Annotated in this window: 14 protein-coding genes; 5 read left to right on the top strand and 9 right to left on the bottom strand. The window is 67.3% G+C overall.

Annotation, left to right across the window (positions count from 1 at the left end; genetic code table 11):
- Position 1: 1 nt before the first annotated feature.
- Both ACQY8B_RS09385 and ACQY8B_RS09380 read left to right on the top strand, forming a co-directional pair.
- Positions 2–1,186: an ABC transporter permease gene (locus ACQY8B_RS09385; RefSeq protein WP_422086449.1), complete on the top strand. Its 1,185-nt coding sequence runs from the start codon at positions 2–4 to the stop codon at positions 1,184–1,186.
- On the top strand, positions 1,186–2,340 hold the full coding sequence (locus ACQY8B_RS09380) for an ABC transporter permease (RefSeq protein WP_422086448.1): 1,155 nt from the start codon (positions 1,186–1,188) through the stop codon (positions 2,338–2,340). The genes ACQY8B_RS09385 and ACQY8B_RS09380 overlap by 1 nt, the downstream gene beginning before the upstream one ends.
- On the opposite strand, the gene ACQY8B_RS09375 is transcribed toward ACQY8B_RS09380, so the two are convergent.
- Positions 2,337–2,966, bottom strand: a complete 630-nt coding sequence (locus tag ACQY8B_RS09375) for a TetR/AcrR family transcriptional regulator (protein ID WP_422086447.1) — start codon at positions 2,964–2,966, stop codon at positions 2,337–2,339. The two genes, ACQY8B_RS09380 and ACQY8B_RS09375, sit on opposite strands and share 4 nt — an antisense overlap.
- Before the next feature lie 129 nt (positions 2,967–3,095).
- On the opposite strand from ACQY8B_RS09375, the gene ACQY8B_RS09370 reads away from it, so the two are divergent.
- Positions 3,096–3,941 carry a metal-dependent hydrolase gene (locus ACQY8B_RS09370; RefSeq protein ID WP_422086446.1) on the top strand — a complete coding sequence of 282 codons (846 nt, stop codon included), beginning with the start codon at positions 3,096–3,098 and terminating at the stop codon, positions 3,939–3,941.
- Between the two features lie 18 nt (positions 3,942–3,959).
- Here the strand turns inward: ACQY8B_RS09370 and ACQY8B_RS09365 are convergent, their stop codons facing one another.
- The 8 genes from ACQY8B_RS09365 to ACQY8B_RS09330 form a co-directional block, all read right to left on the bottom strand.
- Positions 3,960–4,547: a hypothetical protein gene (locus ACQY8B_RS09365; RefSeq protein WP_422086445.1), complete on the bottom strand. Its 588-nt coding sequence runs from the start codon at positions 4,545–4,547 to the stop codon at positions 3,960–3,962.
- Positions 4,548–4,782: 235 nt separating this feature from the next.
- Entirely contained in the window at positions 4,783–5,013 is a 231-nt protein-coding gene (locus ACQY8B_RS09360) for a hypothetical protein (RefSeq protein WP_081266289.1), read from the bottom strand.
- Positions 5,000–5,371: a hypothetical protein gene (locus tag ACQY8B_RS09355; RefSeq protein ID WP_422086444.1), complete on the bottom strand. Its 372-nt coding sequence runs from the start codon at positions 5,369–5,371 to the stop codon at positions 5,000–5,002. The genes ACQY8B_RS09360 and ACQY8B_RS09355 overlap by 14 nt, the downstream gene beginning before the upstream one ends.
- A gap of 17 nt (positions 5,372–5,388) precedes the next feature.
- Positions 5,389–6,303, bottom strand: coding sequence for a DUF6999 family protein (locus tag ACQY8B_RS09350; protein ID WP_422086443.1), 915 nt, complete (start codon positions 6,301–6,303; stop codon positions 5,389–5,391).
- On the bottom strand, positions 6,284–8,212 hold the full coding sequence (locus ACQY8B_RS09345; protein WP_422086442.1) for an iron-containing redox enzyme family protein: 1,929 nt from the start codon (positions 8,210–8,212) through the stop codon (positions 6,284–6,286). The genes ACQY8B_RS09350 and ACQY8B_RS09345 overlap by 20 nt, the downstream gene beginning before the upstream one ends.
- A gap of 3 nt (positions 8,213–8,215) precedes the next feature.
- Positions 8,216–9,181, bottom strand: a complete 966-nt coding sequence (locus ACQY8B_RS09340; RefSeq protein ID WP_422086441.1) for a fatty acid desaturase — start codon at positions 9,179–9,181, stop codon at positions 8,216–8,218.
- A complete protein-coding gene (locus ACQY8B_RS09335; protein WP_422086440.1) occupies positions 9,162–9,935 on the bottom strand; it encodes a sterol desaturase family protein in 774 nt (257 codons plus the stop codon). Before ACQY8B_RS09335 ends, ACQY8B_RS09340 begins: the two co-directional genes overlap by 20 nt.
- Positions 9,936–9,944: 9 nt before the next feature.
- The gene (locus tag ACQY8B_RS09330; RefSeq protein WP_422086439.1) at positions 9,945–11,519 is read right to left on the bottom strand and encodes a phospholipase D family protein; all 1,575 of its coding nucleotides are present in this window, start codon (positions 11,517–11,519) and stop codon (positions 9,945–9,947) included.
- A 126-nt stretch (positions 11,520–11,645) separates the two neighbouring features.
- Here ACQY8B_RS09330 and ACQY8B_RS09325 point away from each other — a divergent pair, with 126 nt between their 5' ends.
- Both ACQY8B_RS09325 and ACQY8B_RS09320 read left to right on the top strand, forming a co-directional pair.
- Positions 11,646–12,203: a peroxiredoxin gene (locus tag ACQY8B_RS09325; RefSeq protein ID WP_422086438.1), complete on the top strand. Its 558-nt coding sequence runs from the start codon at positions 11,646–11,648 to the stop codon at positions 12,201–12,203.
- Between the two features lie 55 nt (positions 12,204–12,258).
- Complete coding sequence (locus ACQY8B_RS09320) at positions 12,259–13,692, top strand: aldehyde dehydrogenase family protein (RefSeq protein ID WP_106934300.1); 1,434 nt, start codon at positions 12,259–12,261, stop codon at positions 13,690–13,692.
- Positions 13,693–13,713: the final 21 nt, after the last annotated feature.

Raw genomic sequence — 13,713 nt, 5'->3', positions numbered from 1 at the left:
AATGAGCCTGCGCGGTTTTTCCGCTGCCAGCGCACGGCGCGAGTTCGCGCTGCTGCGCACCCGCCCCTGGGACCTGGCCATGGTTTCGTGGGTGCCGCTGCTCGCGGTCTTCCTGATCTGGTGGATTTTTTCCGCCGGCCTGCCAGAACGCCTGCCCATCGGCGTGCTCGACCAGGACCATTCGTCGCTCTCGCGCCAGGTGGTGCGCTTTCTCGACGCCACGCCGGGCCTGCGCGTGGTGCAGCAGTACAGCGACGAAGGCGAGATGGCGCGCGCCCTGACGAGCGGCGCCGTCGATGCGGCAGTGCAGTTGCCACGGGACCTGAGCCGCGACGTGAAGCAGGGGCGCGTCGGCCAGGTCGTGCTGCTGCACAACGCGCAGCTGGGCACGCATTCGAGCCTGATCCAGCGCGATGTGCGCACCGCGGTGGCCACGGTGTCGGCCGGGGTGGAGCTCACCGTGCGCAACAAGCGCGGCGAATCGATGAGGGCCGCGCGCGTGAGCATGGAGCCGATCAAGGCGAGCATGGTCGCGCTGTTCAACACCTCGACAGACTACGAACAGTTTTTGGGCGCGGCGCTGATCCCCGCGCTGCTGCACATCCTCGCGATGACGGCCGGCGCATGGTCCGTTGGCCGCGAGTTGCGCGACCGCAGCATCGGCGAATGGCTCGGCGCCGCGCCGCGTTGGCATGAAGCCCTCGCCGCATTGGCGGGCAAGCTGGCGCTGCCCTTCCTGAGCCTTTCCGCGGTGGCGATCGCGGCCATGCTGTGGATCACGGCGGGACGCGGCTGGCATCCTGTCGGTTCGATCGGCTGGACGCTGTTCGCGCTGGTGGTGTTCCTGGCGCTGTCGGTCGCGCTCGGCGCCTTCGTATCGAGCCTCACGCGCTCGCTGCGCACCGCGCTGTCGGCCACGGGCTTCATCACCGCGCCCGCGTTCGCTTTCGGCGGCGTGGGCTTTCCGCTGGTCGCGATGCCGCTGTTCGCGCGCATGTGGGCCAACCTGCTGCCCTACACCCACTACATCCGCGTGCAGATGGAACAGCTGCAGATGGGCGCGCCGGTGCTCTATTCGGTGGCAACGCCGCTGTGGATGGTGCTGGGCACGGCCGTGCTGCTGGCCGCCTCGGCAGCAGCACTGGTGCGCGCGGCCCGCGCGCCCGACACCTGGGGAGGCCGCTGATGACAACGGGCGACCGCACCCGCTTCGGCGCCGCATGGCGCGACACCGCCCTTGCGGTACTGCGCGACAAGGGCGTGCTGCTGATCATGCTGATCGCGCCCATCATCTACGGCTTCTTCTATCCGTGGCCCTACGGCTCGCAGGCTGTCACCCGCGTGCCGGTGGCGGTGGTCGACCAGGACCACAGCGCGCTGTCGCGCCAGATCGCGCGCTTCGCAATGGCCAATCCGCGGCTCGACGTGCGCATGGTCACGTCCGACGTGCACGAGGCGCAGCAGGCGCTCTGGCGCGGCGAGATCGAGGGCTACGCGCTGCTGCCGGCGGACCTCAAGCGCAATGTGCTGCGCGGTACCTCGGCGGTGGTCACCATCGAGGGCAACGGCGCGTATGCGCTGTTGAACAAGGCGGTGCTGTATGGGTTTTCGGAGGCGGCCGGCACGGTATCGGCGGGCGTGGAAATCCGCAAGCTGCAGGCCGGCGGCCAGAGCGCGGTGCAGGCCGCGCACAGCCGCAGCCCGCTCAACACGCAGCTGGTGGCGCTGCTCAACCCGACCGAAGGCTACGGCAGCTACGTGGTGCCGGCGGTGGCCCTGCTGATCCTGCAGCAGACGCTGCTGATGGGCGCGGCGATGCTGGCCGGCACCTGGGCCGAAGCAGGACGGCTGCGGGCTTCCATGGGAGCGTGGCTAGGGCGGCTGGGCGCGCTCTCCGGCTTCGGCTTCCTGAGCGGGCTGTTCTATTTCGGCTGGGTGTTCTTTTTGCAGGACTACCCGCGCGGCGGCAACCCGCTGGGAGCGATGGTGTTGCTCGCGTTCTATGTGCCCTCCATCTGCACGCTCGGCCTGCTGCTGGGCTGCTGGTTCCGCGACCGCGAGCGGGCCTTGCAGGTGCTGTTGTTCACCGCCCTGCCAATGGCGTTTCTCTCGGGCTTCTCATGGCCTGTGGAGGCCTTGCCGGGGCCGCTGCAGGCGCTGCGCTGGCTGTTTCCGAGCACCGCGGGCATCCAGGGCTCGCTGCGCCTCAACCAGATGGGTGCGCCGCTGCATGACGTGCTGCCCTATCTGGGCGTGATGCTGGCGCTGACGCTGGCAGGCCTGCTGACGCTGTGGCTGGCGGCCACCCCGCGCGGCAGCGCGGAAGCCCGGCGCGCCTAGCGCAGGCTCTCGGCCGCCACGGCCCGCACCAGCCGCGTCGCGGGCGCCACCAGCTCGCGCAGGTCGCCCGCGCGGTCCTGCTCGATGGCCTGCAGCACCAGTTCGTTGATGCCGCCAACCACCGTCATCGCCATCTCGCTCGTGAGGTGCGCCGAGGGCTCTTCGGCGCCGCCGGCACTGTTGATGGCCACCTGGATGAAGTTGGCGATCTCGTCGTTCACCCGGCGCCGCACCACCAGCCCCGGCATGCCCAGCCCGAGGATCTCCACGAAGAGAGTACGCAGCAGCACCGGGTCTTGCGCGAGGTAATCGAAATACGCCGTCATGGCCTGCTCGACCTGCGCATGCCACGGCTGCACCGGGTCGAAGGCCTCGCTCACCGCCTGCAGGGCGAGCCGGCTCGCGGCTTCATAGAGCGCGATCAGGCATTCGGTCTTGGTGCTGAAGTGTTCGTAGAAGGTGCGGCGAGACACTGCCGCCTCGCGCACGATGTCCGCGATGGTCGTCTCGGCATAGCCCTTGGCCGCCACCGCCTGCGCCATGCCCTGGAGCAGCCGGTTGTAATGCTCGCTCGCCGGGCCGTCGGGAGACTTCGGCGTCACGGCCTTTTCAATGGTTTCGCTCATGGATGGCACATTTTCCTACGCTTTGGTACTTGACAGTACCAACAACCGGTCGCACCATGGAGGCATGCGGTACGAAGATGTACCAACCTTCCTGCCACGCATTCCGTGCTTTTTTCGAGGCTTGATTTCATGACTGAACTCGTTGTCCGACGCCTTCTGATCGACCTGCAACCGCCGTTCGCCCGCGACTGGTGCGGCGGCGATGCATTCTCGACCGCTTTCTTCAACGCCCTGTCGATGAGTTTCCCCTTCGGAGAACAATTCTTCATCGATGCCGTGCGCGATGCCGTGGCCACCCTGCCGCCCGAGGTGCAGGAGCAGTACCGCGCCGACGTGGGCGGCTTCATCGGCCAGGAAGCGACGCACCGGCGCATTCACTCGCTGTTCAACAGCCATCTCGAGAGCCAGGGCCTAGTCGACGGCTGGACGGCACGCGCCAGCAAGCGCCTGACGCTGATGGAAGACGCCGATCCGCGGCATGCGCTTGCGGTCACCGCGGCCACCGAGCACTTCACCGCCATGTTCGCCGAATGGCTGCTGGCCCACCCCGGCATCCTCGACGGTGCCGAGCCCCGGCTTCGCACAATGTGGCTCTGGCACAGCGCAGAAGAGCTTGAGCACAAGAGCGTCGCCTTCGACATCTACAAGGCCGCGGGCGGCTCCGACGAGTGGCGCAAGCGCTGGTTCCGCCGCGTGACGATGATGTTCCTGGGCGACCTGATGCGCCAGACCATCGACAACCTGCGCCATGAGAAGCAGCTGTGGAAGTGGTCGACCTGGAAGAGCGCAGCGCGCATTCTGCTGAGCCGCGACGGCCTGCTGCGCGGCAACCTCGCGGGCTGGCGCAGCTACCTGCGCGCGGACTTCCATCCGATGCAGCAGGACAGCACCTTGTCGGAACGCTGGCTGGAGAACAACCGGGCGCAGTACACGCCCGTGGGCGGCCCGGCGCCGGAAGCGGCCGCCGCGCGCTGAAACTAACGCGTCAGAAGATCAGAAGAAGGTGGCGCGCTGCGTGGTGTTGCCGCCGGACTGCTGGTGTTCGGGGCGCAGCGCGAGGTCGTGCAGGGTGTCGAAGTCCGACGGGGCGTCTGGCACGCGCATCACCACTTCGAGTTCGTGCATCGACGCGACCCAGCGGCCGGCCGGCGACTCGGCCGGCTCGTCGTTGGCGAACACGCCGTCGCGGATGTAGAGCGTTTCGCCTTCGGAGCGCTCGGCATGCAGCTCGATCAGGCGTGCGATCGAGAAGTTGTAGGTCACGAGCTTCTCGCGCGTCTTGCGGTCCTTGCCACCGCAGTTGAACGAGCCTTCGGCCGCGATGACGATGCAGGAACCGTCCACACCCCCGTCCGCGTCGATCTCGTTGCCCGAGCGCCAGATGGCGTTCGGCAGGCGCACGCGCACCTTGTCGATGACGAGATCGCGCTGCTTGTTGAGGCTGCCCAGGGGCGGCACCAGCGAACGCAGCTGGCGCAGCCGCTCCGCGAAGTTGTCGTCCATGAGGAATTCGACGTGGTGTGTGGCGCTGCCCGACGAACGCCTGACCACCTGCATGACAACGTGACGCGGCTTAGCCATGGCTGAACCCCTTTGCGAGCGTTGAAATCCACGCCCTGCGAAGGGCGTCAACGGCTTGGCTGCAATTCATTGAGACGACTGAAATTAGAACTTTTGAATAAATGCAATCACATGCATTATTTGTTTCCAACTGTATATCCAAATCGAGTCGCCGGGGAAGCCAATCCGTGACTTGCGCGCAAGGAAATGTCGCCAAAACGTCTCGCCGCCGTGCTAGCAGCAAGACCGAGCAGGTTTATTCCAGGGCTTCGTCGAGCGCCTTGCACGAAGGCGCGCAAACTGTCTGAGACTTGCCCAGCACCTGGCGGGTGCGCAACTGCGAGCGCACGCGGTGCTTGCCGCACATGAAGCAGGACATGGTCGCCCCGCTGAACGATGCCGAGGCGCGGAACGGCGAACCCGGTGTCTTCGATTTGTAGCGCAGGCCGTCCGCCACCACTGCCGTCTTTACTTCACCCTTCGCCATGCGTCTTGTCCTTGTTGTTCGGTTGGGCACCGCGAATGGCGCGGGCAATGGCTTCACGGGCACTGACTTCGGCCGAAAGAGAAGCGTCGAGCGCCGACCGGCAAAGGCCGGCGTGCTGATAGTTGAGATTTTCGTACACCTCTGCCGCGGCCGGGTAGGCGTCGAGCAGGCGGCCCAGTTCGGCCCCCTGTTCGACGTCCTCGAACTCGTGGACGAGGTGCTCGACCACCGAGCGGTATTGCTCGGCGCCGACGGGCACGGGGCTGTGCTCGAGCTTTTCCAGCAGTTGAGCCAGCACGTGGGTCACTGCCAGATCGGTCTTGGGAGACGGATTTCGGGTCGTGTTCATGGTTTGCATCTGGGGGCAGCATACGCCTATGCAAGTGGCTGGTCGTACAGGGATGTCTCACCTTCCCCCGCCTGCTGCGCCGCCTGCATGCGCTGCAGCAGGCTGTGCAGCATTTCGGTCGAAAGCCCGTGGATCACCAGCCGATGCCCCGCCCGCAGGGTCGACAGGGGCACCAGCGGGTGCTTGTTGTTGACCAGGATCAGGTGCTCGGGAGCGGCGAGGATGGTCGCGGTGTAGATGCCGATGGTTTCGTCCAGTTGCAAGGAATTGGCCGCGCGCCAGAAATCGTTGTCCGTCAGCATCAGCTGGTAGAGCGGCGTGAACAGCTCGATGGCGCTTTGCAGGTCGAGAAAATTGAGCCTGCCCTGCGGCATGTCCTCCAGCCGCAGTGGGGGCTCCTTGATCATCGAGAAATCGACCTTTTCCGCCTTGCACAGCGTCTGCCCCCTGTCGCGCAGCGCCGTGTTCAGCCGGATCACGAAGTTGAAGAGGTTCAGGTCGTGCTTGAGGAACATCTCGTCCTTCAGCGCGTCGATGTCGGCCGGCTCCAGCGGGTTGGTGGCCACGGGCGCCGGCGAATTGCGCCCGATGAAGGCCAGCACCTGCGAGCCCAGGTGAAAGTGCCGCAGGATCAGCCAGTTGGCCTCGGGCGAGACAAAGCGCTTCAGCCCCCAGGCCAGGAAGCGGTGCAGCAGCATCGAGTGCGACCAGTTGCGCGGCACGAACACCTTCACGATCTGGATCAGGATGATCGTCAGCCGCGCAATCGGCCGCAGGAACGGCAGCAGGTATTGCCGAGAGCCGGAGCTCGAATCGGCCAGCCATGCCTCCTTCACGTTGTCGGGCAGCGGCGTGCTCTGGTCAAGGTAGAGCGCCAGCCAGGGGCTGGGGTCGCGCTCGTCGTGCGCCTGGGTCAGGAAATCAGGCGTTCTGCTGGGCATGTGTCATTCGCTCCGTGATGTGCTGGAACTGCATCAGGTACAGCCCGGCCGTGTGGCGCGCGGTGTCGGTGATCTGGCGGGCGGCGCGGGCCTGCCCCTCGACGGCCATGACCATCTCGACGGCGGTGAGCCAGCGGCTCAGGTGGTGCTCGTCGTTGTGGCCGTGGTACTCGAGGAAGCGGAAGGCATCGGGCGGCAGCTTCAGGCTGGCCTTGAGGAGCGGCAGCAGCGCCGGCACGATGCGCTGGCCCGTGCCCTCGATGATGTAGATCGCCCCCAGCAGGCCGATCGGGTCGCGCGTGGCGGCCAGGCCGTGCAGGTAGGCATTGAGCGCCTCGCCACCGGGGTTGCGGCGCAACTCGTCGATCGATTCGACCGTGCCGCCGGCCTTGCGATAGTCGCTGAACAGGATGTTGAAGTCGTTCTGCTCCTCGCCCGCGTGCACGCCGATCAGCGAGGCCAGCACCTGGTAGGGCTCGCTGAGCGATGCCGCGCCTTCGCGCATCCACAAGCTGCCTTCGCGCACCTGCGGCACCCACTGCTCCATCCAGTTCAGGTAGTCGGGCACGGCAAAGCGTCGCTCGCGGATCTGGCGCACCAGCGGCGTGCGCCAGACGCGCGAGCGGTAGTCGTGCCAGATGGCGGCCAGCTCGGTCAGCAGCGCACCGAGGCCCTCAGGGGCGGCGGCCGGGTCGTGCGGCGGGGCGATGACGAGGTCGTCGTCTGGCACCGCGGCCACGCGGGGCGCGACCACCACGGGCGCGGCATCGGCCGCTTCCACTTCGAGCAGCATGTACGCCGCCATGAAGCGCCCCGACTCGGGCACGTAGCAGAAGATCTGCTCGCCGGGCTTCAGCGCCTTGGTGTGCAAAAACTCGGCCAGCATCACGAGGATCGACGCCGCCCCGGTGTTGCCGCGCCACGCGAGGTTGCTCCACCAGCGCTCGCGCGGAATCGACAGGTCGGCCTTGGCCATCAGGTCTTCGACCACCGGGATGAATTTTTCCGACGAGTAGTGGCACAGGAAGTGATCGACCCGCTTCGGATCGACCCAGCCGTCGCGCACCAGCCCCGCGTATTCGTGGATGCCGATGTCGAACAGGTGCGGCAGCAGGCGGATGTCTTGCCGCAGCGACAGCGCGCCCGCGGCCTCCGCCTCGGCCCATGAGCCGAAGTCGAGGTGGCCTCGTCCGTGCTCCTCGCGGTTTTCGGTCAGGCCCAGCTGCATGCAGACCGGGTAGTCGCCCGAGAAAGCGCGCTGGTGCACCCACTTCAGCCGCAGCCTGAGCCCCGGCGAGCCCGCCAGCGCGGGCGAGCCGTCGGACAGCAGCAGCGCGCCCGCGCCGTCGGACAGCATCCAGCGCAGGAAGTGCGAGTCGAAGTCGGTCTCGTAGCCGCGCGCGGCGAAGCGCGAGCGCTTGAACAGCCGCGACGGCATCTCGCTCGCCACCGCCATCGCCGAACGGTGCGCGCCCAGTTCGATGCCCTGCGCCGCCGCCTGGATCGCCGACACGCCCGCCGCGCAGATGCCGTGCACCGAATGCGTTTCCATCGGCTGCGCCGCCAGTTCGCCCTGGATCATGTTGGCGAAGCCCGGCATCAGCGTGTCGCCGCCCGACGAGCCGCTGGCCAGCATCGACACCCGCGACAGATCGGCCCCGCCCCGCCGCAGGCAGTCGCGGATGGCGCCGGCCGCCAGTTGCGCGTTGGTGTGCTGCGTCACGCCTTCCGTGTCGATCGCATAGTGCCGCGTGAGGATGCCGTTCTCCGCCAGGATGCGCCGCTTGATGCGCTCCGACATGCGGTTGAGCGGCGCGATGTACGCGTCCATGCGGTCATTGGGAATGGGCTCGCCCGGCATGAAGTAGCCGGCGCTCTCGAGATACACGCGTTGGAATGAAACAGGCATGGTTCAGTGGGTTGAGGAATCGGGAGGCATCAGCGAGCGGCTGCGAAAACGCGGCCACACGGCCCCCAGCACGAATACGCGCGCCATGTACGGCACCAGCCCGCCCTCGTTGAGCGTCGGATCGACCTGCGCGCGGTAAAGCGTGCGATGCAGATGCGTGAGCTCGGACCAATGGGCATGCGGGTTCTCGTGGTGTGCGGTGTGCAGGCCGATGTTGAACAGCAAGGGGTTCACCAGCCCCTCGAAATTGCGGGCGTAGTTCAGCCGGCTACCCGGGGTATCGCCCAGCGCTCCCTTGGCCGCACCCTTGGCCGCCCCCTTGGGCGCCGTCTTGCGGCCATCGGCATGCGCATGCTGCAGGTAGTTGGTCGCCAGCAGCCAGTGCAGGCCATGCAGCTGCGGCACGATCACGAAGAGCAGCGCCTTGCGCCAGTCGATGGCCAGCAGCACCGCCCAGCTGCCAAGCCACAGCGCGTACTGCGCCATGCAGTAGCGCCACGCGCCGCGCCGATGCCGCCGCAGCCGCGCGAGCCAGCCGAAGAACAACGGCATCAGCACCCACACCGCCTGGAACGGATGCAGCAGATAGCCCCACAGGTGGTTGGTGTCGCCGCCGAAGCGGTAGGTGCGCGCCACGTCCTTCGGCCCATGCCGGAAGCGATGATGGTTGGCCACATGCGCGGGCCAGAACACGAAGGTCGGGTGGCCCTGCAGCAGCGTGATCCAGAAGTCGGTCAGCCGGTTCAGGCGCCGCCCGCGCCACATGCGCAGGTGCACGTGGTTGTGGTGGATGACGCCGATGCCGAGCGTGAGGAACAGCATCAGCGCATACATCGCGATGTTGAAGCCGTGCACCCACTGCCATGCCGCCAGGGCGGGCAGCGCGGCAAGGTAGGCCAGGCTCTGCCAGTCCCGCCAGTGGCGCAGCCTCGGCAGCCGCGGGCGCGCGTCAGGCGGTGGTCGCGCCATGCTTCCTGTGGAAGGCCCGGAAGAGCGGTTCGGCGGCGTCCGCTGCAATGCGCGTGCGGAACAGCCGGTCCATGAAGGTGAACTGGAAGCCGTAGTTGCCGTTGTGCACGGCATGGTGCAGGTGGTGCCGCCGGCTCGCCGCGAACCAGTGGCTGTAAGACACACCGGTGAAGAAGTCGTAGTTCGAATGCCCGACGCAGTTGAAGAACAGGCTGAACACCGGCACCGCCGCAAGCGACCAGAAGCTGAAGTCGTGCAGCACCATCGGCAGCAGGATCACGTTGCCCAGCATCAGCGCCTCGATCGGGTGAAAGCTGTAGGTGGCCCACGGTGTGGTCACGAACGACCGGTGATGCGGCCCGTGAAAGCGCCGCAGCCAGCGCGTGTGCAGCAGGCGGTGGTTGATCCAGAAGTGCACGTCGTTCCAGACCGCGAGCACGAGGATCTCGAGCGTGATCTGCAGCCAGCCGGCATCGCCGTCGAGCCGCGCCCAGCCCAGTTGCAGCAAGCCCCACGGAAACACCATGCCCAGCCCGAAGATCAGCACCGACACGCCCGACTGCCCCAGTTCGCGCCGCAGCTGCCCCGGCTGCAACGGCCGCGGATCGAGCACCCGCCCGATGCCCAGCGCGGGCAGCACCCGCTTCGTCAGCAGCCACGTCAGGCCGCCGAAACCGAGATAGATCCCGCCGAAGAAAAGCAGGCCCCACAGCATGACCTGCGGGGCCGACAACGAAGTGAAAGTCTGCGCCATCCCCCGAGGCTACAACAGCATCTCGGGGACCACCGGCGCAATGAGCATGTTGTAGAAGCGCTGGAAGAAGCTCGACTCCGGCTCGGAGGTCAGGATCATTTCCTTCTCGCCGTCGTTCGTCAGCCACTGGAGCGTGCCGGTGCCCTTGGCCAGCCGCAGCCGGTAGGAGTTCTGCAGCTTGCTGATGTTGATGACCCGCAGCATTTCGCGCGCGAGCTGCGGGCTGTCGACCACCAGCCCCATCTCGGTGTTCTGGCTGGCCGAGCGCGGGTCGAGGTTCATCGAACCGATGAAGATGCGCGTCTTGTCGATGGCCGCCGTCTTGGCATGCAGCCGCCCCAGCGACTTGCCGAACATGCCGAAGCGCTCGCCCGCGCTGGTGCGCTGCGGGCTCAGTTCGTACAGGTCGGCGCCGCTTTGCAGCAGCCGTTCTCGATAGCGCGCATAGCCCGTGTGCACCAGCGGCTCGTCGTTGGCGGCCAGCGAGTTGGTGACGAGGGTGAGCTTGACCTTGCGCCGGGTCAGCTCCTGGAAAGCGGCCATGCCGCGCTCGCCCGGCACGAGGTACGGCGAGGTCAGGTCGACCTCGGTCTTGGCGTCGAGCATCAGGGTCCAGACCTGCATGGTCACGCTGGTGGCAATGGCCTCGTCGGCCGTCATGGTCGCGGGCTTGCCGGGCGGATCGGCAATGGCGCGGGCCTCGCCCCACAGCAGGCCCATGCGCCCGCCGTCCAGCTCTTCGGCGATGGGGCCGTAGCCCAGGATGTCCGACGGCGGCAGCACGATCTTCGGCGGCGGTGCGGCCATCTCCACCCACTCGTCGAATTCGGCGGTGCCCGGCTTGCGGCCGCCCTCGCCCGCCACGATGTCTGCAATGGGCCAGACCTGCACGCTGTTCCAGTAGGCGTCGAAGATCGATTCGAGCTGCGGCACCACCTTGCCGACGACCAGCGCGTCCATGTCGATGAAGTTCTGCGCCTCGTTCAGCACGAAATATTCTTCGGCGATGTTGCGCCCGCCCACCACCGCCATCACGCCGTCGGCAATGAAGAGCTTGTTGTGCATGCGGTGGTTGAGCCGCCCGATCTCGAACGGCGACGCCGCGAAGCGCGACAGGAAGCCGTTGCGCCCGCAGCAGAACGGGTTGAAGAGCCGCACCTCGACGTTCGGCGTCTCGGACAGTGCGAGCAGCAGTTGCTGGCTCTTGACGGTGTAGAGGTCGTCCACCAGCACCCGCACCTTCACGCCGCGTGCCGCCGCCTCGCGCAGGGTGCGCAGCAGCAGGCGGCCCACGGCGTCGTTCTCGAGCTGGTAGTACTGCACCACCAGCGAGCGCTGGGCCCGCTGGGCGAGCTGGATGCGGGCGTCGAGCGAGTACACGCCCAGCGGCATCAGCCGGAAGCCCGAGTGCTCCCCGGGCGGCGTGGAGGCGGCCACGATCTTCGCGAGCGCGGTGCCGGGGTCGGCCGCAGAGGCGTTCTCGGCGGGCCGCTCGCGCGCCACCGGCAGCGAGCCGCATGCGCCGAGCGCCGCGACCAGCAGGCCCGCGATCGCGATGCGCAAAAGTAGAAGCCAGGCGTTCATGAAAAGTGCTTCCGTTGATTCGGTGGTCCAAGTGATCGTGTCTTCTTCTGTACGCCGGCTGGCAGGTGCCGGTTTCAGGCGCCCCTGGAGCCTAGAATTCCGGCCACACAGCTGCGGAGTTGCATCATGGCCCGAACGAACCTCTCACGCATCGCCTTGACGGCTGTTTTTGCGGTGCTTTCGCACCCAGCCTGGGCCGCGCTCGACATCGGCGACCCGGCACCCCGCTTCACCGCCGATGCCGCGCTGGGCGGCAAGACCTTCCGCTACTCGCTGGCCGACGCGCTGGCCAAGGGCCCGGTGGTGGTGTATTTCTTCCCGGCGGCCGACTCGAACGACTGCTCGATCGAGGCCCACGCCTTCGCCGAAGCCATCGACAAGTTCGCCGCGCTGGGCGCCTCCGTCATCGGCGTGTCGGCGGACGACATCGGCACGCTGTCGAAGTTCTCGGTCAAGTCGTGCCAGAACCGGTTTCCGGTGGCTTCGGACGAGTCGAAGACCGTGATCCAGGGTTTCGACGCCCTCATGCAGACCAAGCCCGACTTCGCCAACCGGCTTTCCTACGTGATCGCGCCGGACGGCAAGGTGGCCTACTACTACCAGAACCTGAACCCGGACAAGCACGTGGAGCGCATGCTGAACGCCGTGCGCGCCCTGCCCCGGACCAGCGCCGCCGCCAGGTAGGGCCGGCCACCGGGGCGCCCACGTTTCTTGCGCGCTTCGCGCAAAATCCAGCCCCATGCAGCTCAACTACATCGCCAACGCGGACGTTCCGTCCTCCTCCGGCCGCACCCTGCCGGTCATCGACCCCTCCGACGGCCAGGCCTTCGACGAAATCCAGCGCAGCAACGCCGCCGACATCGACTCGGCCGTGCGCGCCGCGCGCGACTGCTTCGAGGGCGTGTGGCACAAGGTCAGCGCCGCCGACCGCGGCCGCCTGCTCTACAAGCTCTCGCAGAAGATCGCCGAGCACGTCGACGAGCTCGCGCTCATCGAGCAGCGCGACTGCGGCAAGCCCGTCAAGCAGGCCAGGGCCGACGCGGTGGCGCTGGTGCGCTACTTCGAGTTCTATGCCGGCGCCTGCGACAAGCTGCACGGCGAAACCATCCCCTACCAGGACGGCTACAGCGTCTTCACCTGGCGCGAGCCGCACGGCGTCACCGGCCACATCATTCCGTGGAACTACCCGATGCAGATCTTCGGGCGCAGCGTGGGCGGCGCCCTGGCGGCGGGCAACGTTTGCGTGGTCAAGCCGGCTGAAGACGCCTGCCTCTCGCTGATCCGGGTGGCGCAGCTGGCGGCTGAAGTCGGCTTTCCGGCCGGCGCGCTGAACATCGTGACCGGCTACGGCCACGAGGTGGGCGACGCGCTGGCGCGGCACGAAGGCATCGACCACATCAGCTTCACCGGCAGCCCGAAGATCGGCACGCTGATCCAGCAGGTGGCTGCCGAGCGGCACTGCCCGGTCACGCTGGAGCTGGGCGGCAAGAGCCCGCAGATCGTGTTCGCCGATGCCGACCTGGACGCAGTCATTCCCGTGGTCATCAACGCCATCGTGCAGAACGCCGGCCAGACCTGCTCGGCCGGCTCGCGCGTGCTGATCCAGCGCGACATCTACGAGCCGCTGCTCGAGCGCCTGGGCCACGCCTTCGAGGCGCTGCGCGTGGGCCCCGCCGCGATGGACCTCGACGTCGGCCCGCTGATCCGCCAGACACAGCAGCAGCGCGTGTGGGACTTCCTGAGTGATGCACAACATGCCGGCATCCCGATGGTGGCGCAGGGCATCGTGGTCGAGGAAGCGCCCGAGACCGGCTTCTACCAGGCCCCGACCCTGCTGCGCGACGTGCCCGTGGACCATCGCCTGGCGCAGGAAGAGGTGTTCGGCCCGGTGCTGGCTGCCATGCAATTCGCCGATGAGGACGAGGCCGTGGCGCTCGCCAATGCCACGCAGTTCGGCCTGGTGGCCGGCGTGTGGACGGCCGACGGCTCGCGCCAGTTCCGCATGGCCAGGCGCGTGCGCAGCGGCCAGGTGTTCATCAACAACTACGGCGCGGGCGGCGGCGTCGAACTACCCTTTGGCGGAGTGAAGTCTTCCGGCTACGGCCGTGAAAAGGGCTTCGAGGCGCTGTACGGCTTCACCACCCTGAAGACCGTCGCCGTCAAGCACGGCTAGTACCTTGGTGCTCCCCCAGGC

This window comes from Variovorax sp., assembly GCF_965279555.1.
Classification (GTDB): Bacteria; Pseudomonadota; Gammaproteobacteria; order Burkholderiales; family Burkholderiaceae_C; genus Variovorax.
This window is presented reverse-complemented; position numbering and strand designations above follow the sequence as displayed.